Origin of the sequence: Saccharopolyspora endophytica (genome assembly GCF_018070075.1) — a bacterium.
In the GTDB taxonomy this organism is placed as follows: Bacteria; Actinomycetota; Actinomycetes; order Mycobacteriales; family Pseudonocardiaceae; genus Saccharopolyspora; species Saccharopolyspora endophytica.
Window position 1 is genome coordinate 356,065 of the sequence record NZ_JAGPXE010000004.1, and the last position, 25,955, is coordinate 382,019.

Genomic DNA, 25,955 nt, shown 5'->3' on the forward strand with positions numbered 1-25,955 from the left:
CAGTAATACTTAATCGGTCATGAAAAGCTAAAAGTCATACTTATTGCTTAGGCTGTGGCGCGCACCAGCTGCTCAACGAGGAGCCCTCCATGCTTTCCAGCCTTTCCGCCCCGCTCGCCCAGGCAGCGTCCTGGACGGCGCACGACACCCGTCTGCTGAGCGCCGCGGTCGCCGGCATCGCGGTGATCGTGCTGCTGATCAGCTGGGCGAAGCTCCACCCCTTCCTCTCCCTCGCGCTCGGCGCGACCACGCTCGGCGTGGTGGCCGGGATGCCCTTCGGGGACCTCGTGGACACCTTCACCGAGGGCCTCGGCAAGACCGTCGGCGACGTCGGCCTGCTCGTCGCGCTCGGCGCCATGCTCGGCAAGCTGCTCACCGACAGCGGCGGCGCCGACCAGGTCGTCGAGACGGTCATGCGCCGCACCACCAGCAAGACGCTGCCGTGGGCGATGGTGTTCATCGCCGCGCTGCTCGGCCTGCCGATGTTCTTCGAGGTCGGCGTCGTGCTGCTGGTCCCGGTCGTGGTCATGGTCGCCGCCCGGACCGAGCAGCCGATGCTGCGGATCGGCATCCCGGCGCTGGCCGGTCTGTCGATCCTGCACGGTCTCGTCCCGCCGCACCCCGGTCCGCTCGCCGCCGTCGACGCGCTCCACGTCGACCTCGGTCTGACGCTGGCGCTGGGCATCGTGGTGGCCATCCCGACCGCGATCGTCGCCGGTCCGCTGTTCGGCTCCTACATCGCCAAGCGCGTCGACCTGCCGCCGGCCACCCAGCTGCTGGGCAAGGCCCCCGAGCGGGAGGAGCACCCGCACCGGCCGAGCTTCTTCGCCGCCGTGGCGATGCTGCTGCTGCCGGTCGTGCTGATGCTGTGCAAGTCGGTCGCCGACCTGGCGCTGGCCGAGGACACGCTCGGCTACACGATCCTGGACACGATCGGCACGCCGGTCGTGGCGATGATGCTGACCGTCCTGATCGCGATCGTGGTGCTGGGCCGCGGCGCCCGGTTCTCCCGCTCCCAGCTGTCCGACGTCATCGGCGGTTCGCTGCCCGCCATCGCCGGGATCATCCTGATCGTCGGTGCCGGTGGTGGTTTCAAGCAGACCCTGGTCGACTCCGGCGTGAACAACACGATCACCGACCTGGCCGCCGGGGCGAACCTGTCACCGCTGGTGCTGGGCTGGCTGATCGCGGTCGGCATCCGCGTCGCGACGGGTTCGGCGACGGTCGCCACGATCTCGGCCGCGGGCATGGTCGCACCGCTGGTCATCGGCCTGCCGCCCGCGCAGGGCGCGCTGGTCGCGCTGGCGATCGGATCCGGCTCGCTGTTCCTCTCGCACGTCAACGACGCCGGGTTCTGGCTGGTCAAGGAGTACTTCGGCATGACCGTCGGCCAGACCCTCAAGACCTGGTCGGCCATGGAGACCCTCCTGTCCGTCGTCTCCTTCGTCGTCATCCTCGGCATCTCCGCCGTCGTCTAGGAGGACACCCGAAACCCCCGAAGAACCCCTGGAATCCCACCGGAATCCAGGGGTTCTTCCGTCCCGCCCCCACCAACTCCTCCGTCCCCCACCCCCATCAACCGGTCACCCGGGACCTCCCCAGACCTGGATGACCGGATTTCAGTGGAAACCGGAAACCTTGTTCCAGTGGAATTCGGGTTCCTGATTCCCACTGAGATCCCGCGCGGGACCGGCACCGCGGGGTGGGAGCGCGACCGGGGACCCCGGGCCGGGAGAGGCGGTATATTGGCAGGTCGGGCCTTGCGGCCCGGTTGTCTTGTCCGCGCCTGGCATGAGGTGGCGAATTGTCCGACGCCCGAGTTGATCGGGAAACCGTCCGCACCGATGAGATCGCGGCCGAGCAGCGCTACCTGAACGTGCTGTACGGCAAGCTCGACGACCTCAGGGCGGAGACGACCCAGCGGCTCAAGGCCACGCTGCGCGACAGCGGCGGTCCGCCCCAGGCCCGCACGGAGCGCGACATCTCCACCCGGATGTACACCGACAAGCTCACCCAGCTCAGCGCGGTGGAGCACGGGATGTGCTTCGGGCGCCTGGATCTCGACGGCGGCGAGACCTTCCACGTCGGCAGGATCGGCCTGTTCGACGAGGACAACGAGTACGAGCCGCTGCTGCTGGACTGGCGCGCACCGGCCGCCCGCCCGTTCTACCTGGCCACGGCCGCCGCGCGCGACGGCGTGCAGCGCCGCAGGCACCTCAAGACCAGCTGGCGCAAGGTCCTCGACTACGAGGACGAGATCCTCGATCTCGACGCCGCCGAGCAGGGAAGCGATCTGGGCCTGGCGGGCGAGGCGACGCTGCTGGCGCGGCTGGACGCCCGGCGCACCGGCCAGATGCAGGACATCGTCTCCACGATCCAGGCCGAGCAGGACCGCGTCATCCGCGCGGGCATGAACGGCGTGCTGGTCGTGCAGGGCGGGCCGGGCACCGGCAAGACCGCCGTCGCGCTGCACCGCGCCGCCTACCTGCTGTACACGTTCCGCGAGCAGCTGTCCAAGCGCGGTGTGCTCGTCGTCGGGCCGAACCCGACGTTCCTGCACTACATCGGCCAGGTGCTGCCCTCGCTGGGCGAGACCGGTGTGCTGCTGTCCACTGTGGGCGGTCTGTACCCCGGGATCACCGCCACCGGAACCGAATCCGCGCAGGTCGCCGAGATCAAGGGGCGGCTGAGCATGACCGACGTGCTCAACGCGGCGGTCCGCGACCGGCAGCAGGTCCCGCGCGACCGCGTCGAGGTCACCTTCGACCGCGAGCCGCTCCACCTGCACCGCAAGGACGCCACCGCCGCGCGCTCCCGCGCCCGCCGGACCCGGCGCCCGCACAACCTGGCGCGCAGGGTGTTCCGCGACGAGATGTACCGCGCGCTGACGATGCAGGTCGCCGACCGGCTCGGCCGGGAGCTGCTGGACCGGCGCGACCTCGACGAGATCAACGTGGAGCTGCGCGCCGATCCCGAGGTGGCCCGCGCGCTCGACGAGCTGTGGCCGGAGCTGACCCCGCAGCTGCTGCTCGACGAGTTGCTGAGCTCCCCGCAACGCCTGGCCACCGCCACCGCGAAGGTGCTCGACGACGCCGAGCGCGACGCCCTGTCCCGCCCGGCGGGCGCGCCGTGGACCCCGGCCGACGTCCCGCTGCTCGACGAGATCGCCGAACTGCTCGGCGAGGACGACGCGCAGGAGCGCGCCGACCGCGAACGCGCGGAGCGCGAGGAACTCGCCTACGCGCAAGGCGTTCTGCACATCATGGAGCAGGACGAGGAGATCGCCGACGAGGAGCGGCTGCGCGTCTCCGACGTGCTCGACGCGGAGCTGCTGGCCGAGCGGTTCCGCACCCGCAGCGATCTGACCGCCGCCGAGCGCGCCGCCGAGGACCGCACGTGGACCTTCGGTCACGTCATCGTCGACGAGGCCCAGGAGCTCTCGGAGATGGCCTGGCGGGTGCTGATGCGCCGCTGCCCGAGCCGGTCGATGACGCTGGTGGGCGACGTGGCCCAGACCGGCGCCCTGGGCGGAACCCAGTCCTGGGACGACGTCCTCTCACCGTACGTCCAGGACCGCTGGAAGCTGGCGGAGCTGACGGTCAACTACCGGACCCCGGCGGAGATCATGGACGTCGCCGCAGAAGTTCTGTCCGATATGGACACCGACCTGGAGCCGCCGAACTCGGTCCGCACCAGCGGGAACCTGCCGTGGGCGCAGCACATCCGGCGCGACGACCTGCTCTCCGAGCTGCCCCAGCTGGTGTCGGCCGAGCTGTCCGAGGTCACCGACGGGCGGTTGGCGGTGCTGATGCCGCCGAACCTTCTCGCCGAGATCGGGCCCGAGCTGGCCCGGTCGCTACCGGAGGCGGTCGTCGGCACCCGCCCCGACGACCTCGAATCCCCGGCTGTGCTGCTGACCGTCGACGAGGCCAAGGGGCTGGAGTTCGACGCGGTGCTGCTGGTGGAACCGGAGGCGATCGCCGAGGCGTCCGAGCGCGGCATCAACGACCTCTACGTCGCCCTGACCCGGGCCACCCAGCGCCTCGGCATCGTCCACTCCGACGACCTGCCACCCGCCCTGGCACGTTCATTCGCCTGAACCACCGCACGCACTGGCACGCGGCTCCGGCCACGCTGCCCGATTCGAATTTCGCGCGAAATTTGAACGCCCGGCTCAGCGTTCGAATTTCGCGCGAAATTCGAATCCACCCCGCCGAGCGGCGACGCACTGAGGCCGGGTCGGGGGTTCCGCGAGGAATTGCCTGCGTGGTCAGGCAACTCCTCGCGGAACTGAGATCACACGGCCAGGGGTAGGGCTGTGGGGTGGACCGGGGAGGGGAGTTCGGAGGTTCCCATCAGGTGGCTGTCCACCGCGTGCGCGACCGAGCGGCCTTCGGCGATCGCCCAGACGACCAGCGACGCGCCGCGGTGGGCGTCACCGCAGACGAACACGTCCGGAGCGGTGGTCTCCCAGTTCGACCCGGAGCCGATCGTGCCGCGCTTGGTGAGCTCGATGCCCAGCCCGTCGAGCAGCGGCATGCGCTCGACGCCCTCGAAACCGATCGCCAGCAGGGCGAGGTCGCAGGGCAGCTCCTCGATCTCGTCGGAGACCGGAACCACCTGGCGGCGCCCGTTCTCGTCGCGGCTGACCTCGACGTGCCGCAACCGCACCGTGCGGACCCGGCCCTCGGCATCGCCGACGAAGGACTCGATGGCGACGGCGAACTTCCGCTCGCCGGCCTCCTCGTGCGCCGGGTAGGTGCGCAGGACGTACGGCCAGACCGGCCACGGTGAGAGGTCGTCGTCCCGCTCGCCGGGCGGCTGCGGGTAGTTGTCCAGCTGCGTCACCGACAGCGCGCCCTGGCGGGTCGCGGTGCCGTAGCAGTCAGCACCGGTGTCGCCGCCGCCGAGGATGATGACGTGCTTGCCCTCGGCCGAGATCGGCGTCGGGCCATCACCTTCGAGCTCCTTGTTCGCCGGGACCAGGTGCTCCATCGCCAGGTGCACGCCGTCCAGCTCGCGGCCCGGGATCGTGGTGTCGTCGCGGCCGCGCAGCGCGCCCACCGCGAGCACCACCGCGTCGTGACCGGCGCGCAGGTCGTCCACGGTCAGGTCCGCGCCGACCTCGCAGCCGGTGACGAACTTCGTGCCCTCCTCGCGCATCTGCGCCAGACGCCGGTCGAGGGCGGACTTCTCCATCTTGAACTCGGGGATCCCGTAGCGCATCAGCCCGCCGATGCGGTCGTCGCGCTCGTAGACGGTCACCTCGTGGCCCGCGCGGGTCAGCTGCTGCGCGGCGGCCAGGCCCGCCGGGCCGGAACCGACCACGGCGACCCGCTTGCCGGTGTGCTCCTCGGTGATGCGCGGGGAGACGTAGGAGTTCTCCCAGCCGACCTCGGCGATGGTCTCCTCGACCCGCTTGATCGCCACCGCTCCCCCGGCCTCCGGCGAGATCGCCAGCACGCAACCGGCTTCGCACGGCGCCGGGCACAACTTGCCGGTGAACTCGGGGAAGTTGTTGGTCGCGTGCAGCCGGTCGCTGGCCATCTCCCACTGGCCGCGGCGGACCATGTTGTTCCACTCCGGGATCAGGTTGCCCAGCGGGCAGCCCGCGGAACCCGAGTGGCAGAACGGGATCCCGCAGTCCATGCAGCGAGCGGCCTGGGTGGAGACCTGCTCGTTGCGGTCCTCCGCGGACAGCGCGGCGTAGACCTCGTGCCAGTCGCCCAGCCGCTCGTCGGTGGGACGCTTCGGCGCGTCGGCCCGCGAGTGCTTCAGAAAACCCTTGGGGTCAGCCACGGGAAGCCTCCATGATCACCTCGTTGACGTCCCGGCCCTCGATCTTGGCCATCCGCATGGCGTCCAGGACCCGCTGGAAATCGCGCGGCATCACCTTCGTGAACGCCGCCGACCGCCGCGGCCAGTCGCCCAGCAGCGATGCGGCCACCGCCGAGGAGGTCAGCTCGTGGTGCTGCCGCACGACCTCGTGCAGCCACTTCAGCTCCTTGGTGCTCAACGGCTTGAGGTCGACCATCGCGGTGTTCACCCGCACCGGGTCCAGGTCCAGCACGTAGGCGATGCCGCCGGACATGCCCGCGCCGACGTTGCGGCCGGTGCCGCCGAGCACGATCGCCCGGCCGCCGGTCATGTACTCGAAGGCGTGGTCGCCGACGCCCTCGCAGACCAGCTGCGCACCGGAGTTGCGGACGGCGAAGCGCTCGCCGACCTGGCCGCGCAGGAAGATCTCACCGCTGGTCGCGCCGTAGCCGATCACGTTGCCCGCGATGACCTGGTCCTCGGCGCGGAACGCCGAGTTCGGGTCGGGGCGGACCACGATCCGCCCGCCGGAGAGGCCCTTGCCGACGTAGTCGTTGGCGTCACCGACCATGTCCAGCGTGATGCCGGCGGGCAGGAACGCGCCCAGCGACTGGCCGGCCGACCCCTCCAGCTCGACGTGGATGGTGTCCTCCGGCAGGCCGTCGCCGCCGAAGCGGCGGGACACCTCCGCGCCCAGCAGGGTCCCGACGGTGCGGTTGACGTTGCGCACCGGCAGCTGCAACCGCACCGGGCGGGCGTCCTCCAACGCCGCCTCGGCGAGCTGGATCAGCGTGCGGTCCAGCGCCTCGTCGAGGCCGTGGTCCTGCTCGCGGACCCTCCGGCGCACCGACGAGTACGGGGTCCGCGGCTCGGCGAACACCGGCTCCAGGTCCAGGCCCCGGGACTTCCAGTGCTGCACGGCGTTGTCGCGCCGCAGCGCCGAGACCTGGCCGATGGCCTCGTCCAGCGTCCGGAAACCCAGCTGCGCCAGGTGTTCCCGCACTTCCTGGGCGATGAACTCGAAGAAGTTCACCACGTGCTCGACCTGACCGGTGAACCTCTTGCGCAGGTCCGGGTTCTGGGTCGCGACACCGACCGGGCAGGTGTCGAGGTGGCAGACGCGCATCATGATGCAGCCCTCGACGACCAGCGGCGCGGTCGCGAACCCGTACTCCTCGGCACCCAGCAGCGCGGCGACCACGACGTCGCGGCCGGTCTTGAAACCGCCGTCGCACTGCACCGTGATCCGGTCCCGCAGGCCGTTGAGCAGCAGCGTCTGCTGCGTCTCGGCCAGCCCGACCTCCCACGGCGTGCCCGCGTGCTTGAGCGAGGTCAGCGGCGCGGCACCGGTGCCGCCGTCGTGACCGGAGATCAGCACCACGTCGGCGTGCGCCTTCGACACACCGGCCGCGACCGTGCCGACGCCGACCTCGCTGACCAGCTTGACGTGCACGCGGGCCTGCTCGTTGGCGTTCTTGAGGTCGTGGATCAGCTGCGCCAGGTCCTCGATCGAGTAGATGTCGTGGTGCGGCGGCGGCGAGATCAGCCCGACGCCCGGCGTGGAGTGCCGCGTCTTGGCGATCCACGGGTACACCTTGTGCGCGGGCAGCTGACCGCCCTCGCCGGGCTTGGCGCCCTGGGCCATCTTGATCTGGATGTCGCTGGCGTTGACCAGGTATTCGCTGGTCACGCCGAAGCGGCCGGAGGCGACCTGCTTGACCGCCGAGCGCCGCTCGGGGTCGTAGAGCCGGTCGACGTCCTCGCCGCCCTCACCGGAGTTGGACTTGCCGCCGATGCGGTTCATCGCGATCGCCAGCACCTCGTGGGCCTCGGCGGAGATCGCGCCGTAGCTCATCGCGCCGGTGGAGAACCGCTGCATGATCGCCGAGGCCGGTTCGACCTCGTCGATGTCGATCGGGTCGCGCGCGCTGTCGAACTCGAAGAGCCCGCGCAGGGTGCCGCCCTCGGCCGCCAGCCGGTCGCACTCCGCGGTGTACTCGCGGAACTTGTCGTACCGGCCGGTCTTGGTCGAATGCTGCAGCAGGAACACCGTTTCCGGCGTGAACAGGTGCAGTTCGCCCTCGCGGCGGTAGGAGTAGTCGCCGCCGGTCTCCAGCTTGCGGTGCACGCGCTCGGTCGGGTTGTCCGGGTAGGCGCGGCGGTGCCGCTGCGCGACCTCCTCGGCCAGCTCGTCGAGTCCGACGCCGCCGAGCTTGGAGGTGGTGCCCAGGAAGTAGGACTCCACGACCTCCTGCGACAGGCCGACGGCCTCGAAGACCTGCGCGGCCGTGTAGGCGCCGACGGTCGAGATGCCCATCTTGGACATCACCTTCAGCACGCCCTTGACCAGCGCCTGCACGTAGTTGCGGAGGGCGACCTTGGAGCGCACCCCGGAGATCTGACCGGTCGAGATCATGTCCTCGATGGCCTCGAACGCCAGGTACGGGTTGACCGCCGCCGCGCCGTAGCCCAGCAGGGCGGCCACGTGGTGCACCTCGCGGGCGTCACCGGTTTCCACGACCAGCGCGACGCGCAGCCGCTCCTTGGTCTGGATCAGGTACTGGTGCACCGCCGACACCAGCAGCAGCGACGGGATCGGCGCCCGCTGGTGGTCGGAGTCCCGGTCGGAGAGCACCAGCACGCGCGCCCCGGCGGCGATCGCCTCGGAAGCCTCGGCGCGGACCCGCTCGATGGCTTCTGCCAGCGCCGCACCGCCACCGTCCACTTCGTACAGACCGGAGAGCACCGCCGAGGAGAACCCCGGCAGGTCGCCGTCGTCGTTGATGTGGATGAGCTTGGCCAGCTCGTCGTTGTCGATGACCGGGTTGGGCAGCACGATGTGCCTGCAGGACGCCGACGACGGGTTCAGCAGGCTCTGCTCCGGGCCCATGATCCGCGCCACCGAGGTCACGATCTCCTCGCGGATCGCGTCCAGCGGCGGGTTCGTGACCTGCGCGAACTGCTGCACGAAGTAGTCGTAGAGCATCCGCGAGCGCTGCGACAGCGGAGCGGGCGGGGTGTCGGCGCCCATCGATCCCAGCGGCTCGGCGCCTGCGGTGGCCATCGGGGCGAGCAGCAGCGCCAGCTCCTCCTCGGTGTAGCCGAAGGACAGCTGGCGGCGCACCACCGACTCGTGGGTGCTGACCACGTGCTCGCGGTCGGCGAGCTCGTCGAGGTTGAGCAGACCGGCGTGCAGCCACTCGTCGTAGGCGTGCTCGGAGGCCAGCTCGGTCTTGAACTCCTCGTCGTCGACGATGCGGCCCTGCTCGGTGTCGATCAGGAACATCCGGCCCGGCTGCAGGCGGCCCTTGGCGACCACCTCGGACGGGTCGAGGCCCAGGACACCGGTCTCGCTGGCCAGGACCACGCGGTCGTCGGCGGTCCGCCACCAGCGCGCCGGGCGCAGGCCGTTGCGGTCGAGCACCGCCCCGACCAGCGAACCGTCGGTGAAGGTGACGCACGCCGGGCCGTCCCACGGCTCCATCAGGCTCGCGTGGAACTGGTAGAACGCCTTGCGCTTGGGGTCCATCTCGGCGTGGTTCTCCCACGCCTCCGGGATCATCATCAGCACCGCGTGCGGCAGCGACCGGCCACCCAGGTGCAGCAGCTCCAGCACCTCGTCGAAGGACGCCGAGTCGGAGGCGTCATCCGAGCAGATCGGGTACAGCCGGGACAGCTCGCCCGGGATCAGGTCGGAGGACAGCAGCGCCTCGCGAGCCCGCATCCGGTTGCGGTTGCCGCGGATGGTGTTGATCTCGCCGTTGTGCGCCACGTAGCGGAACGGGTGCGCCAGCGGCCACGACGGGAACGTGTTCGTGGAGAACCGGCTGTGCACCAGCGCGATGGCGCTGGCCAGCCGCTCGTCGGTCAGGTCCGGGAAGAAGCCGGGAAGCTGCTGGGTGGTGAGCATGCCCTTGTAGACGAACGTGCGCGCCGACAGCGACGGGAAGTACAGCTCGAGGCCCTGCCGCGCCGCCTCGCGCTCGGCGCGCTTGCGCAGGCAGAACGCCAGCCGGTCCAGCTGCAGACCGGACTCGCCGCCGTTGCCGGCGACCATCAGGGTCGCGAAGTGCGGCATGCAGTCGCGGGCCGTGGTGCCCACGTCCGCGCGGTCCGGCGTGGTGGGCACCTCGCGCCAGCCCAGGACGGTCAGGTTCTCCTCGGCCGCGATCTCCCCGACCAGCGCCACGACGCGCTCGCGCTGCTCGGCGTCGGCCGGCAGGAAGCCCATTCCGGCCGCGTAGCGGCTCTCGCCGTTCTCGGCGGGCTCGGGCAGGGGCACGCCCGCCGTATCGCGCAGGAGCTCGTCAGGCAGCTGGAGCAGGATGCCCGCGCCGTCGCCGCTGGTGGGCTCGGCGCCCGCGGCACCGCGGTGCTCCAGGTTCGCCAGGGCGGTCAGGGCGTCCGCGACGATTCCATGGGAACGCCGACCGCGAATGTCGGCGACCATGGCCACGCCGCAGGAATCCTGCTCCGCAGCCGGGTCGTACAGGCCCTGGGCCGCTGGGATCGCAGAGAAGACCACTGCGCAGACCTCCCTCGTCATGCTCGTGCTTGAAAGTCGGCGGTCGGCCGTTGACCTGACTTCTTCGACTTCTGGGCACGGGACGGCACTGGCCCGCAGCTAGGATGTTCCGGTTCTGCCGTAGATGATTTCGGGAGCGAGATTTCGGGCGCGCTCGCCCGCTCGCTGTAACCGGAGCGTTTAGCAGACTTTAACAGCCAGGATACCCGGAAGCAGCACCTTGAAAGTGATGCTGAACATCTTGTTGTCACGCCCGTCGCTGGTTACACGCCCAGGACTCGGCTGCTCAGGATCGGCGCGGTCACGTCGTGACCGGAACGCGGCCTGAACACGTCACACAGCCCGTCGGCGGCTCGCCCGAGCGAACCGCACGCCGGCGGACACGGTCCGTCGTCGAATTTACCCGCAGCGTCGCCGCCTGGGTAGCGCTCGCCCTCCGGCAGGTTCCCCGAGCGATCTTTGCTGATATCTTTCCAGCTCAGGGCACCCACCGCGTGGGTGTTCGTTTCGCCAGCTCCGACCCGAGGGAAGACATGACCGGGTTCCGCCGTCTCGCCGCCCTGATGATGGCCGCATTCGCCCTGTTCACCATGGTCACGGCGTGCGCGACCCGCCAGCACTCCCCGGTGCCGGTGGTGCCCGACGATCCCGCGTCGTCCTTCCCCGCGAAGGTCTCGCTGCCCGGCGGCCAGCCGGTGACCCTGCTCCAGCAGCCCAAGCGGATCGTGTCGCTGTCGCCGTCGGCGACCGAGACCCTCTTCGCGCTCGGCGCGGGCGATCAGGTCATCGCCGTCGACCAGCACTCCACGTACCCGGAGAACGCGCCGCGCACCGAGCTGTCCGGCTTCACCGCCGACGCCGCCGCCGTGGCGAGCAAGAATCCGGACCTGGTCATCGCCCCGGACAACGCCACCCAGCTCGCCGAGGGCCTGAAGGTGGTCGACGTGCCCGTGCTGCTGACGCCCGCGGCCGCCAGCCTGGACGACGCCTACCAGCAGATCCAGGCGATCGGCCGCGCCACCGGGCACGGCAACCAGGCGAACGCGATGGTGCAGAAGATGCGCACCGACATCGCCGACATCGTGGCCTCCACGCCCAAGCCCCCGCAGCCGATGACCTACTTCCACGAGGTCAGCCCCGATCTCTACACGGCGACCTCGCAGAGCTTCGTGGGCAACGTGTACTCGCTGTTCGGGATGGTCAACATCGCCGATCCCGCCGGTGGGCCGTTCCCGCAGCTGTCGCAGGAGCACGTGGTCCAGGCCAACCCGAACCTGATCTTCGCCGCCGACACCAAGTGCTGCGGCGTCAACGCCGCCGCGATCGCCGCGCGTCCCGGCTGGCACACCATCGACGCCGTCCAGCGCAATCAGGTCGTGGAGCTCGACGACGACCTGGCCAGCCGCTGGGGACCGCGCGTGGTGGAGCTGGTGCGCTCCATCAGCCAGGCCGTGGGCAAGGCACAGCAGGGTTGATCTCACCGACCCGACTCCGCCCGTGGCATCTCGTCGTCGGCGTTTTGGTGCTGGTGGGGAGCGTGTTGCTGTCGGTGCTGGTGGGCGCCGCGGAACTCGGACGGGACCGGGTGCTGGCCGAGATCGTCGCGCAGCTGACCGGCGGGGTCTCCCCGCTGTCCGAGCGCGAGGCGGCGATCCTGTGGGACCTGCGGGTCCCCCGCACCGTGCTCGGCGTGCTCGTCGGCGCTGCGCTCGCAGTGTCCGGTGCCGCCTTCCAGGGCGTGTTCCGCAACCCCCTCGCCGACCCCTACCTGCTGGGATCGGCCGCCGGAGCGGGCCTGGCCGTCACCCTCGTGATCACCACCGCGCCGCAGTCCGGGCTGTCGATCCCGGTGCAGGCGGCGGCGTTCGCCGGAGCGCTGGGCGGGGTCGGGCTGACCTGGCTGGTCGGGCGTTCGGCGGGCCCCGACACGGCGACGCTGGTGCTGGCCGGCGTGGCGGTGGGCGCCTTCCTCACAGCCGGGCAGACGTTCCTGCAGCAGCTGCGGGTGGAGTCGCTGCAGCAGGTCTACCTGTGGATCCTCGGGCGGTTGAGCACCACCGGATGGCGCGAGGTGCTGATCGTGCTGCCGCACCTGGTGGTCTCGGCCGTCGTGCTGTGCCTGTGCGCGCGGCTGCTGGACGTGCTGGGAACCGGTGACGAGGAAGCCACGTCGCTGGGCGTGCACCCCGGCCGGGTGCGGATGCTGGTGCTGATCGCGGCATCGCTGGCCACCGCCGCCGCGGTGTCGGTGGCGGGGCTGATCGGGTTCGTCGGGCTCGCGGTGCCGCACCTGGTGCGGCTGGCGCTCGGCGGCGGTTTCCGCATCATCCTGCCGATGTCGCTGCTGTTCGGCGGGGTGTTCCTGGTGCTCGCCGACGTGCTCGCGCGGACCCTGCTCGCGCCCGCCGAGATCCCGATCGGCGTGATCACCGCGTTCACCGGTGCCCCGTTCTTCGCCGTGCTGCTGCACCGGAGGCGGGCGTGAGCCGACTGGAGATCCGCGACCTCGCGGCCGGATACCGCCGCCGCCCGGTCGTTTCCGGGGTGTCGACCACAGTGGACACCGGCGGCTGGCTCGGCATCATCGGACCCAACGGCGCGGGCAAGTCCACGCTGCTCAAAGCCGTCGCCGGGTTGCTCGGACACACCGGGGACGTGCTGGTCGACGGCCGGCGGACGGCATCGCTGCGCCGCCGCGAGCGCGCCCGCACCCTCGCCTACGCGCCGCAGATCCCGCAGCTGCCGCTGGGACTCACGGTCACCGACTACGTCCTGCTCGGGCGCACGCCCCACCTCGGTCCGCTCGGGCGCGAAGGCCGCAGCGACCTCGACGTCGTCGGCGAACTCCTCACCCGCCTGGACCTGAGCCACCTCGCCGGGCGCTCGCTGCACACCCTCTCCGGCGGCGAGCGGCAGCGCACGGTCCTCGCCCGCGCCCTGGCTCAACGAGCCGGAGTCCTGCTGCTCGACGAACCCACCACCGGGCTCGACATCGGCCACGCCCAATCACTCCTGGACCTCGTCGACGAACTCCGCACCGAACTGGGCACCACGGTCATCACCACGCTCCACGACCTCACCCTCGCCGCCCAGTACGCCGACGACCTCCTGCTGCTGTCCCACGGCACCCCCGCGGCCCACGGCACACCGGCCGAAGTCCTCACCCCCGAAACCCTCAACACCCACTACGCGGCCAGGACCACCGTCCTCCACACCCCCAACGGCACCCCCGTCATCACCCCCACCCGCCTCACCTGACCGGATTTCAGTGGAAATCCGATCCCCGATCTCCACTGAAATCCGGTGCCCGCGACCAGGGACCGGACCTCCGCTGAACCCCAGCACCCGCGACCCGAGGCCCGATTTCCACCGAAACCGGGTGCCTGATTTCCACTGAAACCCGAGACCTGGCACCGGGACCGGATTTCCACTGAAGTCCGGTGCCTGATTTCCACGGAGATCTTGGATCGGACTTCCACTGAAATCCGGTTTGGGGTGTGAAGAAGCCGAGGCCGCGGCTCCGGAGTGGAGTCGCGGCCTCGGCTCGGCGTTCTGCGCTGGGTGTCAGGACTGGGTCTTGGCGTCCTTGGTGTCCGTCTCGGACTTCGTGGCCTTGCCGTCGTCCTGCTTCGAGGCGGTGGCCGGTTCCGCGGGCTCCTCGTCGGAGTCCTTCGTGTCCGCGTCGGAACCCTTCGACTCAGCCTCGTCCTCGTCGGCGTTCTTCGGCTCGTCCTCGTGGGAGTTCTCGGACTTGTCCCCGTCGCCGTTGGAGCGCTTCGGTTCGGGATCGTCGTCGTCAGCGGTGCGGTCCCGGGATTCCTCGTCGGAGTCCTCGGTCTTGTCGGAGTCCTCGGTCCCGCTCGACTCGCCGGGGGCCGTGGTGGACGGGATGTCGTCCGGGTAGGGCTTGCCCGCCAGGAGGGCCGGGTCCTCCCGCTTGCCGCGGACGACGAGGAGGTAGATGACCGCGCCGAGGAAGACCACCAGCGAGGTGAAGACGTTGATGCGGATGCCCAGGATGTGGGTGGCCTCGTCGCTGCGCATCATCTCGATCCACACGCGACCGGCCGTGTAGCCGGCGACGTAGAGCGCGAACACGCGGCCGTGGCCCATCCGGAACTTGCGGTCGGCCCACAGCACCAGCAGGAAGACGCCGACGTTCCACAGCAGCTCGTACAGGAACGTCGGGTGCACGACGGTGATCGGCGTCGGGTCGACCGCCACGCCCGCGATCGGGTCGGCGAGCCCGGTGTCCGGGTCGATGCGCCGGTAGATCTCCAGGCCCCACGGCACGGTCGTCGGACCGCCGTAGAGCTCCTGGTTGAACCAGTTGCCCAAGCGGCCGACGGCCTGCGCGAGCACCAGACCGGGCGCGACGGTGTCGGCGAACGCGGGCAGCGGCACGCCTCGCTGGCGGCAGCCGATCCAGGCGCCCACGGCACCGAGCGCGACCGCGCCCCAGATGCCGAGGCCGCCCTCCCAGACCTTCAACGCGTCCAGCGGGTTCCGGTCCGGGCCGAAGTACTTGTACCAGTCGGTGGCCACGTGGTACAGCCGCCCGCCGATGAGGCCGAACGGCACCGCCCACACGGCGACGTCGACGACCGTGCCCTCGCGACCGCCGCGGGCGATCCAGCGACGGCTGCTGATCCACACCGCGAGCACGATGCCGGCGATGATGCACAGCGCGTACGCGCGCAGCGGGATCGGTCCGATGTACCAAACCCCCTGCGGAGGGCTCGGAATGTTGGCCAGGAGCGGACTAGCCGAAGCGGCAACCGTGGCATTCACGACGCTTACGGTATCGGGCGCCCCACCACAGGTGAGCACCCCCCGTGCAGCATCACGGCAGGACAACGAACCCGTGACCCGTTGGCGAAGAACGTTTCGGTATCACGCCCAGTCACCGCTCAGGTGGGGGGCGAGGAGGAAGCACCTCCTCGCCTGGCGTTCATTCTCCGCGCACGCCCGATGCGAGGTCCGCGGCCAAGGCGCGAACGCCCTCCGGGCCGTCCTGCTCCGCCCTGGTCACGAACGCCGAGCCGACGATCACGCCATCGGCGAAGCGCGCCACCTCGGCGGCCTGCTCGCGGGAGCGCACGCCCAGACCGACGCCGATCGGCAGGTCGGTGTGCGCGCGGGTGCGCTCCACCAGGCCGGATGCGGCGGAGCCGACGGAGTCGCGGGCACCGGTCACGCCCATCACGGAGGTGGCGTAGACGAAGCCGCTGCTGGCCTTGGCGGTCAGCGCGAGCCGCTCCTCGGTGGACGACGGCGCGACCAGGAAGATCCGGTCCAGCTCGTGCTCGTCGGTGGCGGCGATCCAGTCCTCACCCTCGTCGGGGATGAGGTCCGGGGTGATCACGCCGAGCCCGCCCGCCGCCTTGAGGTCGCGGGCGAAGGCGTCCACCCCGTAGCGGTGCACGGGGTTCCAGTAGGTCATGACCACCGCGTTGCCACCGGCCTCGGCGATGGTGGAGACGATGTCGAACACCTGCCGGACGCGGAAGCCTGCGCGCAGCGAGGTCTCGCTGGCGGCCTGGATGGTCGGCCCGTCCATCACCGGGTCGGAGAACGGCAGCCCGACCTCGACGAGGTCGCAACCACCGTCGATCATCGCCTTGAACAGCTCCTTGCTGTCCTCGACGGTCGGGTAACCGGCGGGCAGGTACCCGATCAGAGCCGCCCGAGATTCGTTGCGGCACGCCTGGAAAACCTCACGCAGGCTCATCACGCCTCCTCGTCGACGAGCCCGAAGTACTTCGCCGCAGTGTCCATGTCCTTGTCGCCCCGGCCCGAGAGGCTGACCACGATGAGCCCGTCCGGTCCCAGCTCCTGGCCGAGCTTGATCGCCCCGGCCAGGGCGTGCGCGGACTCGATCGCCGGGATGATGCCCTCGGTGCGCGACAGCAGCTGGAACGCCTGCATCGCCTCGTCGTCGGTCACCGAGCGGTACTCGGCCCGGCCGGTGTCCTTGAGGTAGGAGTGCTCCGGGCCGACGCCCGGGTAGTCCAGCCCGGCGGAGATCGAGTAGGCCTCGATGACCTGCCCGTCCTCGTCCTGCAGCAGGTAGGAGCGGGCGCCGTGCAGCGTGCCCGGGGTTCCCTCGCCGAGGGTCACGCCGTGCTCGCCGGACTCGATGCCGTGACCGGCGGGCTCGTAGCCGACCAGCCGCACGTCGGCGTCGTCGATGAAGCCGTGGAAGATGCCGATCGCGTTCGATCCACCGCCGACGCAGGCCACGACCGCGTCGGGCAGCCGACCGGCCATCGCCAGCGTCTGCTCGCGGGCCTCGTCACCGATGACGCGGTGGAAGTTGCGCACCATCATCGGGAACGGGTGCGCCCCGGCGGCGGTGCCCAGCAGGTAGTGGGTGTGGTCGACGTTGGCGACCCAGTCGCGCAGCGCCTCGTTGATGGCGTCCTTGAGCGTGGCCGAGCCGTTGGCGACCGGGATGACCTCGGCGCCCAGCAGCCGCATCCGGGCGACGTTGAGCGCCTGCCGCTCGGTGTCGACCTTGCCCATGTAGATCACGCACTCCAGGCCCAGCAGCGCGCAGGCGGTCGCCGTCGCCACGCCGTGCTGACCGGCACCGGTCTCGGCGATGACGCGGCGCTTGCCCATCCGCTTGACCAGCAGCGCCTGACCCAGCACGTTGTTGATCTTGTGCGAGCCGGTGTGGTTGAGGTCCTCGCGCTTGAGCAGGACGCGGGCGCCGCCCGCGTGCTCGGCGAAGCGCTTGGCCTCGGTCAGCAGCGACGGGCGACCGGCGTAGTTGCGCAGCAGGTCGTCGAGCTCGGCGAGGAACTCCGGGTCCTGCTGGGCCTTGGCGTACTCGGCGGCGAGCTCGTCCTGAGCCGCGATGAGCGCCTCCGGCATGAACCGGCCGCCGTACTCGCCGAAGTGCCCGCGCTCGTCCGGATCGTGCCCCTCGGGCACGGGCGTGCCCTGGCGGTGGGCGCGCGCGGCGTCAGCCCCGACGGTCATTGCCTTACCTCCTGTGCTTCGCACGCCGCGCCGTCGAGCCTCAGCGGCTCGGACGCGGACATGCCGGGTGCGACCCGGCCGTCACCAGCTGGTTGACCGCCGATTTCGGGTTGTCGCTGGTCACCAGGCCCTCGCCGACCAGAACGGCGTCGGCGCCCGAACCCGCGTAGGCCATCAGGTCGCTGGGGCCGCGCACGCCGGACTCGGCGACCTTGAGGATGTCCTGCGGCAGCCCCGGAGCGATCCGGCCGAACACGTCGCGGTCGACTTCGAGGGTATGCAGGTTGCGCGCGTTGATGCCAATGATTTTCGCCCCGGCCTCCAACGCGCGGTCGGACTCCTCGGCGGTGTGCACCTCCACCAGCGCGGCCATGCCCAGCGACTCCACCCGATCGAGCAGCGCCTCCAGCACGTTCTGCTCCAGGGCGGCCACGATCAGCAGCACCATGTCGGCGCCGTGCGCGCGGGCCTCGTGCACCTGGTACGGGCTGACCACGAAGTCCTTGCGCAGGACCGGCGTGGCCGGAACCCGCTTGCGCACCGCGTCCAGGTCGGCCAGCGAACCGCCGAAGCGGCGCTGCTCGGTGAGCACGCTGATCACGCGGGCACCCGCGTCGGCGTAGTCGGCGGCGAGATCCGCCGGCTCGGCGATCTCGGCCAGCTCGCCCTTCGACGGGCTGCGCCGCTTGACCTCGGCGATCACGCCCACGCCCTGCGATTTGAGCGCGGCCAGAACGTCGTGCGGCGGCGTCGCCGCCGCGGACAGCTGCTTGATCTCGTCGAACGGAATCGCCGATTCGCGCACCGCGAGATCCTCGCGAACGCCTTCGATGATGTCTTCCAGTACGGTCACGCGAACACCTCGCCGGCTGTGCCCCGAACACTCACCCGCAATGCCCAGACCCTGCTGAATGCGCGGTTGAACTCATTGCGCTCGATCACGACACTCCCCTTCCCGCCGTGCCGTCGCATGGCCGATGCTAAACCTCACCGACCGACCCCCTTACCAAGGGGTGGGCCGGGAGTCCCAGCGCAGCAAGGACCTTTGGCCCTGTCGCGAAGGGGACGCACCGGCTCCGGACGACGTCGAACAGCAGTTTTGGCAACCCTGGAGATCTTTCAGCGATCGTCTTCGTCCGTGGGATCGCGACCGGCGTCCAGTTCGTTCCACAGCTGCCTGTCCGGATCCTGGGATTTCTGCTCCTTCGCGGCTCCCGGCGCCGAGTAGCGCGCGCCCATCGCCGGCATCCGGCCCGCACGCGCGATCACCAGCACTCCCGCGATCACCAGCAGCAACGCACCCAGCACCATGAGCAACGGCCCGATCGGCGAGCTGGAGAGCTCACCGATCGGCGTGCTGCCCGGCGGGACGTCGCCGCCCGCCTGGGTGAACCAGCCGCCGCTGAAGGCCCCGAAGGACCGCCAGGCCAGCAGCGCACCGGCCAGCGCGATCAGCACGCCGACCAGGCGGCGCAGCAGCCCGCCGGTGGCCAGCACCGCGGCGACGGCGGCCAGCGCCGCCAACGCCATCGGTCCCAGTTCCGGGCGGAGCACCGCGCCGGTCATGCCGCTGGTCGTCTCGGTGCCCATCGGCGTGCGGAAGCGCTGGTTCAGCCAGGTCAGGCCCGAGGCGCCCCACAGCGCACCGGCACCTGCGAGCACCAGCAGCAGCACCGACCACAGCAGCCCCTTCGAGGGCGGCCGGGGCTCAGACTCGCTGGTCAACGGCCGCCTCCCGGTCGCTCGGCGCGGCCAGCGTCTCGGCCGTGGCCACGGCGTTGAGCACCGCCCGGGCCTTGTTCAGGCACTCCTGGTCCTCGGCGACCGGGTCCGAGTCGGCGACGATGCCGCCACCGGCCTGCACGTAGGCGCGGCCGTCGCGGACCAGGGCGGTGCGGATCGCGATCGCGGTGTCGGCGTCCCCGGCGAAGTCCAGGTAGCCGACCACACCGCCGTACTGGGCGCGCCGCGTCGGTTCCAGCTCCTCGATCAGCTCCAGCGCGCGCGGCTTCGGCGCGCCCGACAGCGTCCCGGCCGGGAAGCAGGCGGTGATCGCGTCGAACGCCGTCTTGTCGTCGGCCAGCTGACCGGTGACCGTGGAGACGATGTGCATGACGTGGCTGTAGCGCTCGATGCGGAAGAAGTCGACCACCCGCACCGAACCCGGCTTGCAGACGCGGCCCAGGTCGTTGCGGCCCAGGTCGACCAGCATCAGGTGCTCGGCGCGCTCCTTCTCGTCGCTGAGCAGGTCCTTCTCCAGCAGCGCGTCCTCGTCCTCGTCGGCGCCGCGCCAGCGGGTACCGGCGATCGGGTGCGTGGTGGCCTGCCCGTCGTGCACGGTGACCAGCGACTCGGGGCTGGAGCCGACGATGTCGAAGGGCGTGCCGCCGTTGGGGTCGTCCAGCCGCAGCAGGTACATGTACGGGCTCGGGTTGGTGGTGCGCAGCACCCGGTAGACGTCCAGCGCGTCGGCTTGGGTGTCCATCTCGAAGCGCTGCGAGACGACGACCTGGAACGCCTCGCCCGCGCGGATGGCCTCCTTGGCCTTCTCCACCGCCGCGTGGTGCTCCTCGGGAGCTCGCTTGCGCTGGAAGTCCGGCTTCGGGCGGGAGAACGTCGCCACCGTGGGCGCCGCCGGGGTCTGCAGCCGCTCGGTCATCTCGTCGAGCCTGCGCACCGCGTCGTCGTAGGCGGCGTCCACCCGCTCCGGGCTGTCGTCCCAGTTCACCGCGTTGGCGATCAGCGTGATCGTGCCCTCGTGGTGGTCCAGCGCCGCCAGGTCGGTGGCCAGGAGCATCACCATCTCGGGGATCTGCAGGTCGTCCTCGGTCAGCTCGGGCAGCCGCTCCAGCCTGCGCACGGCGTCGTAGCCCATGTAGCCGACCATGCCGCCGGTCAGCGGCGGCAGGCCGGGAAGCGGGTCGGTGTGCAGCAGGCGGACGGTCTCGCGCAGCGCCTGCAGCGGATCGCCGCTGCTGGGCAGGCCGACCGGCGGGGTGCCGGTCCAGTGCGCCTCACCGTCGCGGACGGTCAGGGCGGCGGCGCTGCTGGCTCCGATGAACGACCATCGCGACCAGGATCGACCGTTCTCAGCGGACTCGAACAGGAAGGTGCCGGGGCGGTTCCCGGCGAGCTTGCGGTAGACCCCGAGCGGGGTCTCGTCGTCCGCGAGCAACCGCCGCACCACCGGAATCACCCTGCGGTCCGCCGCCAGGGTTCGGAACTCCTCGCGTCCTGGGCTGATACTGCCGATCTCACCATCGCCGACCATGGGTGTCATTGTGCCGCGCACCCGTCGGGCCCGGTGCGGGACCTCCGCTTTGCCACGCCGGTGCCGGTGCCGCCAGGATGGGTGGGTGAGCACGACCGAACCGAAGCGGCGGGGCCGCAGGCCCAACGGCGCCGACACGAAGGCGGCGCTGCTGACCGCCGCGCGCGAGGTGTTCGCCGAGCAGGGCTACGACGCGGCCACCGTGCGCGCCATCGCCGGCAGCGCCGGAGTCGATCCGGCCATGGTCAAGCACTGGTTCGGCGGCAAGGAGGGGCTGTTCACCGCCGCGGTGCAGATCCCGATCAACCCGGCCGAGATCCTCAAGCAGGTCCTCGACGGACCGCGGGAGGAGATCGGCGAGCGGATCATGCGCCGGTTCGTCACCTCCTGGGACACCGTGGGAGGCGGGCAGTTCGCGGCGCTCATGCGCAGCGTCGCGGGCAACGAGCAGGCCGTCACCATGCTCCGCGAGTTCGTGCAGAACGTGCTGTTCCACCGCCTGGTCAAGGTCCTGGACGTCGACAACCCGGAGCTGCGGGTGGCGTTGTGCGGCTCCCAGCTCGTCGGCCTGGGCATGGCCCGCTACGTGGTCCGCATCGAGCCCCTGGCCTCCGCCAACGCCGACACCGTCGCGGCCACCATCGGCCCCAACCTCCAGCGCTACCTCACCGGAGACCTGGGAACGACGAACTTCACCTGACGCCGCAGATCACACGCAAGCGGCGCAGCCGCGAGCCGTGACGACCACCCTCGCAACCGGCACCGCCGCGGGTTCTGACACGTCTTCTGGCGCGACGCCGTGTATCGGCATGCATCAGGAGTGGCGCACGGAGTCCAGACGGCGTGTCAGGTTCCGCCACCCGCACCGCCACGCAAAACGCTCAGGATTCGACAGGCAGCAGGACGTCGGCGTCGAAGCAGGTGTGCTCGCCGGTGTGGCAGGCCGCGCCTTCCTGGTCGACGACCAGCAGCAGGGTGTCGCCGTCGCAGTCGAGGCGCACCTCGTGGACGTGCTGGGTGTGCCCGGACGTCTCGCCCTTGACCCAGTAGGTGCCGCGGCTGCGGGAGAAGTAGGTGGCGCGGCGGGTGGTGAGGGTGCGGTGCAGGGCCTCGTCGTCCATCCACGCCATCATCAGCACCTCGCCGGTGCCGCGCTGCTGCGCGATGGCGGCGACGAGCCCGTCGGCGTTGCGCTTGAGCCGGTCGGCGATCGTCGGGTCGAGCTCGCTCATCGGACCGTGATCCCTTCCGCCCGCATCGCGTCCTTGACCTCGCCGATGCGCAGTTCTCCGAAGTGGAAGACGCTGGCGGCCAGCACCGCGTCCGCCCCGGCGTGCACGGCGGGAGCGAAGTGCTCGACCGCGCCGGCACCGCCGCTGGCGATCAGCGGCACGTCGACGACCTCGCGCACCGCGCGGATCATCTCCAGGTCGAAACCGGCCTTGGTGCCATCGGCGTCCATCGAGTTCAGCAGGATCTCGCCGACGCCCAGCTCCTCGCCCTTCGCGGCCCACTCGACGGCGCAGATGCCGGTGCCCCGGCGTCCGCCGTGCGTGGTGACCTCGAAGCCCGACGGCGTGGGCTGCCCGCCCTCGGGAACCCGGCGGGCGTCGACCGACAGCACGACGCACTGCGCGCCGAAGCGCTTGGAGGACTCGTTGAGCAGTTCGGGCCGCGCGATCGCCGCGGTGTTCAGGCTGACCTTGTCGGCCCCGGCGCGCAGCAGCCGGTTGATGTCCTCGGTGCTGCGCACGCCGCCACCGACGGTCAGCGGGATGAACACCTGCTCGGCGGTGCGCCGGACCACGTCGAAGGTCGTCTCGCGGTCCGAGGAGGACGCGGTGACGTCGAGGAAGGTCAGCTCGTCGGCGTGCTCGGCGTCGTAGGCGTTCGCCAGCTCGACCGGGTCACCGGCATCGCGGAGATCGGTGAAGTTGACTCCCTTGACGACCCGGCCCTGGTCCACGTCCAGGCACGGGATGACACGCACCGCAACACCCATGCGTCCAGCCTACGGCGACGGCCCGCGCACTTCGTCGTGGCCCCGACCACGCATGATCGAGGCCACGACGACCGATCGTCACCAGGGTGCGGTGGGGTTTCCGGCCGAGCCCGCCGCGGGTTCCTCCGGCTGGACCGCCAGGCAGTGGGTGCCTTCAGGCGGCATCGCGCCGTCGATCAGGTAGGCGTGGGTGGCCTCCAGGGTGCACCGGCTGCGGTCGTAGACGCCGTGGCCCCAGCCGTCGTAGGTGAGCAGCGTGGCCTGCTCGATGTGGGAGTCCACAGTGGTCGCCCAGTTGTACCCCGTGGCCGGGTCGTGCAGGGCGTTGAGGATGAGAACCGGTGCGTCCGTGCGGATCTGCGGAACGTGCTGCGGGTTCTGCACCGGTGCCCGCCAACCGAGGCAGGACGGAGCGACCAGACCGCCCACGCCCGCGCGCACGTGCGGGGCCGCCTGCTGCTGCCGCCGGAACAGTTCGGCGTAGTGCTCGGCGGAATCGACCTCGATGCGGTGGTCGTTGCAGAACGCCGCCGCCGGGTTCGGGATCGGCTCCTGCTGCGCGGGGGAGATCGGCGCGCTGTCGCGCAAGGCGTCGAGCTCGGTGGCCAGCGCGTGCCAGCCCGGCCCGTAGAAGCCGCCGACGGCTCGGCGGGAGAGCTCGACCGGCGTCATCGGGGACCCGTCCGGTTTCTGCAGCTCACCGGCCTCAGCCCGGGCGTGGAGCCCGTCGTAGACCGCGCCGACGTCCTCGCCGTGCAGCGCGCACGCGGTGTCCCGGTCGCACCACTGCGCGAACTCGTGGAACGAGTCCTCCGCGGCCTCGGCCTGGGTGAGGAGGAAACCGGCGGTGTCCTGGCTGTGGTCGAAGACGCTGTCGAGCACCAGCGATCGGACGCGCTCGGGGAACTGCTCGGCGTACATCTGCCCGGTCAGGGTCCCGTAGGAGATGCCGTAGAGGTTCAGCCGCTCCTCGCCGAGAGCCGCGCGGAACGCGTCGATGTCGCGGGCCACGCTCGCGGTGTCCATGTGGTCGACGATCGCGCCGCTGCGCGCCCGGCAGTCGTCGGAGGCGCGGCGGTTGTGGTCGAGCAGCCGCTGGAAGTGCTCGGGCCCGTCCGGGAGCGGGTCGGGCGCTTGCTCGATCAGCGCGGGATCGCACCGCAGCGGGTGGCTGGCGCCGAAGCCGCGCGGGTCGAAGCTGACCACGTCGAAGCGGGCGGCCAGCTCGGGCTCGAAGGGGTTGGCGGCGACCAGCGGATCCACGCCGGTTCCGCCCGGGCCGCCGGGCATGTAGACCAGCGTGCCGACGCGGTGGGTCGGATCGGTCGCGGGCCGCCGGGCCACGGCGATGTCGATCTGCTCGCCCTGCGGGTTCGCCCAGTCCAGCGGGACCTGCACGGTCGAGCACTCGACCTCCGCGTTCTGCGCGCAGGGCTGCCAGTCCAGGGCGGGTTCGGCGTGGGCCGGTGCGGCCGCGCCCGCGGTCACCCCGACGGCCAGCAACGCCCCCAGCATTCGTCGCATCGAGTTCCTCCAGTGGTGGTCGGATCCGTTTTCGGATCACGACCACCACCGTGGTGATCTCACGCGGCGAAGTCGATCAGGGGATTCCCGGAGAAGGACCGGGGTTTCAGCGAACGGCCGCCAGCGCCTCTTCGAGGGTGAAGTTCTGGGCGTAGAGGGCCTTGCCGACGATCGAGCCCTCCAGACCGGCCGAGGCGAGCTTCGACAGCGCGACGAGGTCGTCGACGCTCGACACGCCACCGGAGGCGATCACCGGGGCGTCGGTGCGGGAGCAGACCTCGCGCAGCAGCTCGGTGTTCGGGCCCTGCAGGGTGCCGTCCTTGCTGACGTCGGTGACGACGTAGCGGCGGCAGCCGGCGGCGTCGAGGCGGGCCAGCACCTCCCACAGGTCGCCGCCGTCCTTGGTCCAGCCGCGCGCGGCCAGGCGGTGACCCTGCTCGGTGATGCGCACGTCCAGCCCGACGGCCACGCGGTCGCCGTACTCGGCCACCACGCGGTCGGCCCACTCCGGGTTCTCCAGCGCGGCCGTGCCGAGGTTGACCCGCGCGCAGCCGGTGGCCAGCGCGGCTTCCAGGGAGGCGTCGTCGCGGATGCCGCCGGAGAGCTCGACCTGCACGTCCAGCTTCCCGGTGACCTCGGCCAGCAGCTCGCGGTTGCTGCCGCGGCCGAACGCGGCGTCGAGGTCGACCAGGTGGACCCACTCCGCACCCGCGCGCTGCCAGGTCAGCGCGGCCTCCAGCGGATCACCGTAGGAGGTTTCGGTACCGGCGGCGCCCTGCACGAGGCGGACGGCCTGCCCATCGGCAACGTCAACAGCGGGAAGCAGAGTGAAGCTCACGCCGACAACCCTAATGACGCCGCGCCGAGTCCGAATACCCGGCCACCACCTCAGCCTCCCCCGAACGGACGACCGGATTCGAACTTCGCGCGAATTTCGAGCCCGGAAAGCGGGGTCGAGATGTCGCGCGAAATGCGAGGATGGGGTCGTCCGCGCAGGTCAGCGGCGGGACTTCTCGCTGCGGAGGATGGCCACGAGCGGAACGGCGAACACCAGCGCGCTCAGCGCGACCACGCCCAGCAGCGGCACGCCCGCCTGGATCAGGTACGGGGCGCCGACGGTCGAGGCCATGCCGACCGCGAGCACCAGCGCGGTGATCCGGATCGCGTTCGGGCCCATCAGCCCGTGCCGGCGGGTCACAGGGCTTCCAGCCAGTTGCGCAGCAGCCGGGCACCGGCGTCGCCGGACTTCTCCGGGTGGAACTGCGTTGCCATCAGGGCTCCGTTCTCGACGGCGGCCACGAACGGCTCGCCGTGCTCGGCCCAGGTCACCTGGGGGGTGGCGATCGTGTCAGAGCTCTCCAGCTCCCACTTGCGGACCGCGAAGGAGTGCACGAAGTAGAAGCGGGTGTCGGCGTCCAGACCGGCGAACAGCACGCTGTCGCTCGGCGCCTGGACGGTGTTCCAGCCCATGTGGGGCAGCACGTCGGCGTGCAGCCGCTCGACGGTGCCGGGCCACTGGCCGCAGCCGTCGGCCTGCACGCCGTGCTCCACGCCCTGCCCGAACAGCACCTGCATGCCCACGCAGATGCCCAGCACCGGACGACCACCGGAGAGCCGCTGGTCGATGATCTTGTCGCCGCCGACCTCCAGCAGCCCTTCCATGCAGGCCGCGAACGCGCCGACGCCCGGGACCACCAGGCCCTGCGCCTCGACGGCGGCACGATGGTCGGCGGTCACCTCGACGTCGGCGCCCGCGCGCTGGAGAGCGCGTTCGGCGGAGCGGAGGTTGCCTGATCCGTAGTCCAAGATGACGACTCGTGCCACGGGTT

At 70.8% G+C, this 25,955-nt stretch carries 20 protein-coding genes; 6 read left to right on the plus strand and 14 right to left on the minus strand.

The genetic code is table 11. The features are described from left to right. Window positions 1-89 precede the first annotated feature (89 nt). Both KBO27_RS12275 and KBO27_RS12280 read left to right on the plus strand, forming a co-directional pair. Window positions 90-1,478, plus strand: a complete 1,389-nt coding sequence (locus KBO27_RS12275) for a GntT/GntP/DsdX family permease (RefSeq protein WP_210970109.1) — start codon at window positions 90-92, stop codon at window positions 1,476-1,478. A 326-nt stretch (window positions 1,479-1,804) separates the two neighbouring features. Further along, a complete protein-coding gene (locus KBO27_RS12280) occupies window positions 1,805-4,099 on the plus strand; it encodes a HelD family protein (protein WP_210970110.1) in 2,295 nt (764 codons plus the stop codon). Window positions 4,100-4,296: 197 nt separating this feature from the next. Here the strand turns inward: KBO27_RS12280 and KBO27_RS12285 are convergent, their stop codons facing one another. After that, complete coding sequence (locus tag KBO27_RS12285; RefSeq protein WP_210970111.1) at window positions 4,297-5,799, minus strand: glutamate synthase subunit beta; 1,503 nt, start codon at window positions 5,797-5,799, stop codon at window positions 4,297-4,299. Next, window positions 5,792-10,342 carry a glutamate synthase large subunit gene (gene gltB / locus KBO27_RS12290; protein ID WP_210970112.1) on the minus strand — a complete coding sequence of 1,517 codons (4,551 nt, stop codon included), beginning with the start codon at window positions 10,340-10,342 and terminating at the stop codon, window positions 5,792-5,794. Before gltB ends, KBO27_RS12285 begins: the two co-directional genes overlap by 8 nt. A 533-nt stretch (window positions 10,343-10,875) precedes the next feature. Here gltB and KBO27_RS12295 point away from each other — a divergent pair. The 3 genes from KBO27_RS12295 to KBO27_RS12305 are packed head-to-tail and all read left to right on the plus strand — an operon-like array spanning window position 10,876 to window position 13,600. Next, complete coding sequence (locus KBO27_RS12295) at window positions 10,876-11,817, plus strand: ABC transporter substrate-binding protein (protein WP_210970113.1); 942 nt, start codon at window positions 10,876-10,878, stop codon at window positions 11,815-11,817. After that, complete coding sequence (locus KBO27_RS12300) at window positions 11,814-12,827, plus strand: FecCD family ABC transporter permease (protein WP_210970114.1); 1,014 nt, start codon at window positions 11,814-11,816, stop codon at window positions 12,825-12,827. Before KBO27_RS12295 ends, KBO27_RS12300 begins: the two co-directional genes overlap by 4 nt. After that, window positions 12,824-13,600, plus strand: coding sequence for an ABC transporter ATP-binding protein (locus KBO27_RS12305; RefSeq protein ID WP_210970115.1), 777 nt, complete (start codon window positions 12,824-12,826; stop codon window positions 13,598-13,600). The genes KBO27_RS12300 and KBO27_RS12305 overlap by 4 nt, the downstream gene beginning before the upstream one ends. 306 nt (window positions 13,601-13,906) lie before the next feature. Here KBO27_RS12305 and lgt read toward each other — a convergent pair whose 3' ends face one another. The 6 genes from lgt to KBO27_RS12335 all read right to left on the minus strand — a co-directional run bounded on the left by lgt (window position 13,907) and on the right by KBO27_RS12335 (window position 20,600). Beyond that, window positions 13,907-15,133: a prolipoprotein diacylglyceryl transferase gene (gene lgt, locus KBO27_RS12310; protein WP_210970116.1), complete on the minus strand. Its 1,227-nt coding sequence runs from the start codon at window positions 15,131-15,133 to the stop codon at window positions 13,907-13,909. Window positions 15,134-15,293: 160 nt separating this feature from the next. Next, entirely contained in the window at window positions 15,294-16,073 is a 780-nt protein-coding gene (gene trpA / locus KBO27_RS12315; protein WP_246536910.1) for a tryptophan synthase subunit alpha, read from the minus strand. Further along, window positions 16,073-17,329 carry a tryptophan synthase subunit beta gene (gene trpB, locus KBO27_RS12320; protein WP_210970118.1) on the minus strand — a complete coding sequence of 419 codons (1,257 nt, stop codon included), beginning with the start codon at window positions 17,327-17,329 and terminating at the stop codon, window positions 16,073-16,075. Before trpB ends, trpA begins: the two co-directional genes overlap by 1 nt. Window positions 17,330-17,369: 40 nt before the next feature. Beyond that, window positions 17,370-18,182, minus strand: a complete 813-nt coding sequence (trpC, locus tag KBO27_RS12325; protein WP_132675042.1) for an indole-3-glycerol phosphate synthase TrpC — start codon at window positions 18,180-18,182, stop codon at window positions 17,370-17,372. Window positions 18,183-18,448: 266 nt separating this feature from the next. Then, the gene (locus tag KBO27_RS12330) at window positions 18,449-19,054 is read right to left on the minus strand and encodes a Trp biosynthesis-associated membrane protein (protein WP_210970119.1); all 606 of its coding nucleotides are present in this window, start codon (window positions 19,052-19,054) and stop codon (window positions 18,449-18,451) included. Further along, a complete protein-coding gene (locus tag KBO27_RS12335; protein ID WP_210970120.1) occupies window positions 19,038-20,600 on the minus strand; it encodes an anthranilate synthase component I in 1,563 nt (520 codons plus the stop codon). Before KBO27_RS12335 ends, KBO27_RS12330 begins: the two co-directional genes overlap by 17 nt. An 85-nt stretch (window positions 20,601-20,685) precedes the next feature. Here KBO27_RS12335 and KBO27_RS12340 point away from each other — a divergent pair, with 85 nt between their 5' ends. Then, window positions 20,686-21,300 (plus strand): TetR/AcrR family transcriptional regulator, encoded by a 615-nt coding sequence (locus KBO27_RS12340; RefSeq protein WP_307870369.1) that lies wholly within the window; start codon window positions 20,686-20,688, stop codon window positions 21,298-21,300. 181 nt (window positions 21,301-21,481) lie between these two features. On the opposite strand, the gene hisI is transcribed toward KBO27_RS12340, so the two are convergent. From hisI to hisH, 6 genes are all read right to left on the minus strand, one after another. Beyond that, window positions 21,482-21,832, minus strand: a complete 351-nt coding sequence (hisI, locus tag KBO27_RS12345) for a phosphoribosyl-AMP cyclohydrolase (protein ID WP_210970122.1) — start codon at window positions 21,830-21,832, stop codon at window positions 21,482-21,484. Beyond that, window positions 21,829-22,602 (minus strand): imidazole glycerol phosphate synthase subunit HisF, encoded by a 774-nt coding sequence (hisF, locus tag KBO27_RS12350; RefSeq protein WP_132675052.1) that lies wholly within the window; start codon window positions 22,600-22,602, stop codon window positions 21,829-21,831. Before hisF ends, hisI begins: the two co-directional genes overlap by 4 nt. A gap of 78 nt (window positions 22,603-22,680) precedes the next feature. Further along, window positions 22,681-24,126 carry an alpha/beta fold hydrolase gene (locus KBO27_RS12355; protein WP_210970123.1) on the minus strand — a complete coding sequence of 482 codons (1,446 nt, stop codon included), beginning with the start codon at window positions 24,124-24,126 and terminating at the stop codon, window positions 22,681-22,683. 106 nt (window positions 24,127-24,232) lie between these two features. Further along, a complete protein-coding gene (gene priA, locus KBO27_RS12360) occupies window positions 24,233-24,964 on the minus strand; it encodes a bifunctional 1-(5-phosphoribosyl)-5-((5-phosphoribosylamino)methylideneamino)imidazole-4-carboxamide isomerase/phosphoribosylanthranilate isomerase PriA (protein WP_210970124.1) in 732 nt (243 codons plus the stop codon). A gap of 159 nt (window positions 24,965-25,123) precedes the next feature. After that, window positions 25,124-25,324, minus strand: a complete 201-nt coding sequence (locus KBO27_RS12365) for a hypothetical protein (RefSeq protein WP_210970125.1) — start codon at window positions 25,322-25,324, stop codon at window positions 25,124-25,126. Then, on the minus strand, window positions 25,321-25,950 hold the full coding sequence (gene hisH / locus KBO27_RS12370) for an imidazole glycerol phosphate synthase subunit HisH (RefSeq protein WP_132686313.1): 630 nt from the start codon (window positions 25,948-25,950) through the stop codon (window positions 25,321-25,323). Before hisH ends, KBO27_RS12365 begins: the two co-directional genes overlap by 4 nt. Window positions 25,951-25,955: the final 5 nt, after the last annotated feature.

What these genes read in the sequence shown, in the direction of transcription:
- hisI (WP_210970122.1), bottom strand. Translation starts at nt 21,832, where the DNA reads ATGAGCGAGCTCGACCCGACGATCGCCGACCGGCTCAAGCGCAACGCC.
- hisF (WP_132675052.1), bottom strand. Translation starts at nt 22,602, where the DNA reads ATGGGTGTTGCGGTGCGTGTCATCCCGTGCCTGGACGTGGACCAGGGC.
- KBO27_RS12355 (WP_210970123.1), bottom strand. Translation starts at nt 24,126, where the DNA reads ATGCGACGAATGCTGGGGGCGTTGCTGGCCGTCGGGGTGACCGCGGGC.
- trpB (WP_210970118.1), bottom strand. Translation starts at nt 17,329, where the DNA reads ATGACCGTCGGGGCTGACGCCGCGCGCGCCCACCGCCAGGGCACGCCC.
- KBO27_RS12275 (WP_210970109.1), top strand. Translation starts at nt 90, where the DNA reads ATGCTTTCCAGCCTTTCCGCCCCGCTCGCCCAGGCAGCGTCCTGGACG.
- trpA (WP_246536910.1), bottom strand. Translation starts at nt 16,073, where the DNA reads ATGAGCCTGCGTGAGGTTTTCCAGGCGTGCCGCAACGAATCTCGGGCG.
- KBO27_RS12295 (WP_210970113.1), top strand. Translation starts at nt 10,876, where the DNA reads ATGACCGGGTTCCGCCGTCTCGCCGCCCTGATGATGGCCGCATTCGCC.
- KBO27_RS12335 (WP_210970120.1), bottom strand. Translation starts at nt 20,600, where the DNA reads ATGGTCGGCGATGGTGAGATCGGCAGTATCAGCCCAGGACGCGAGGAG.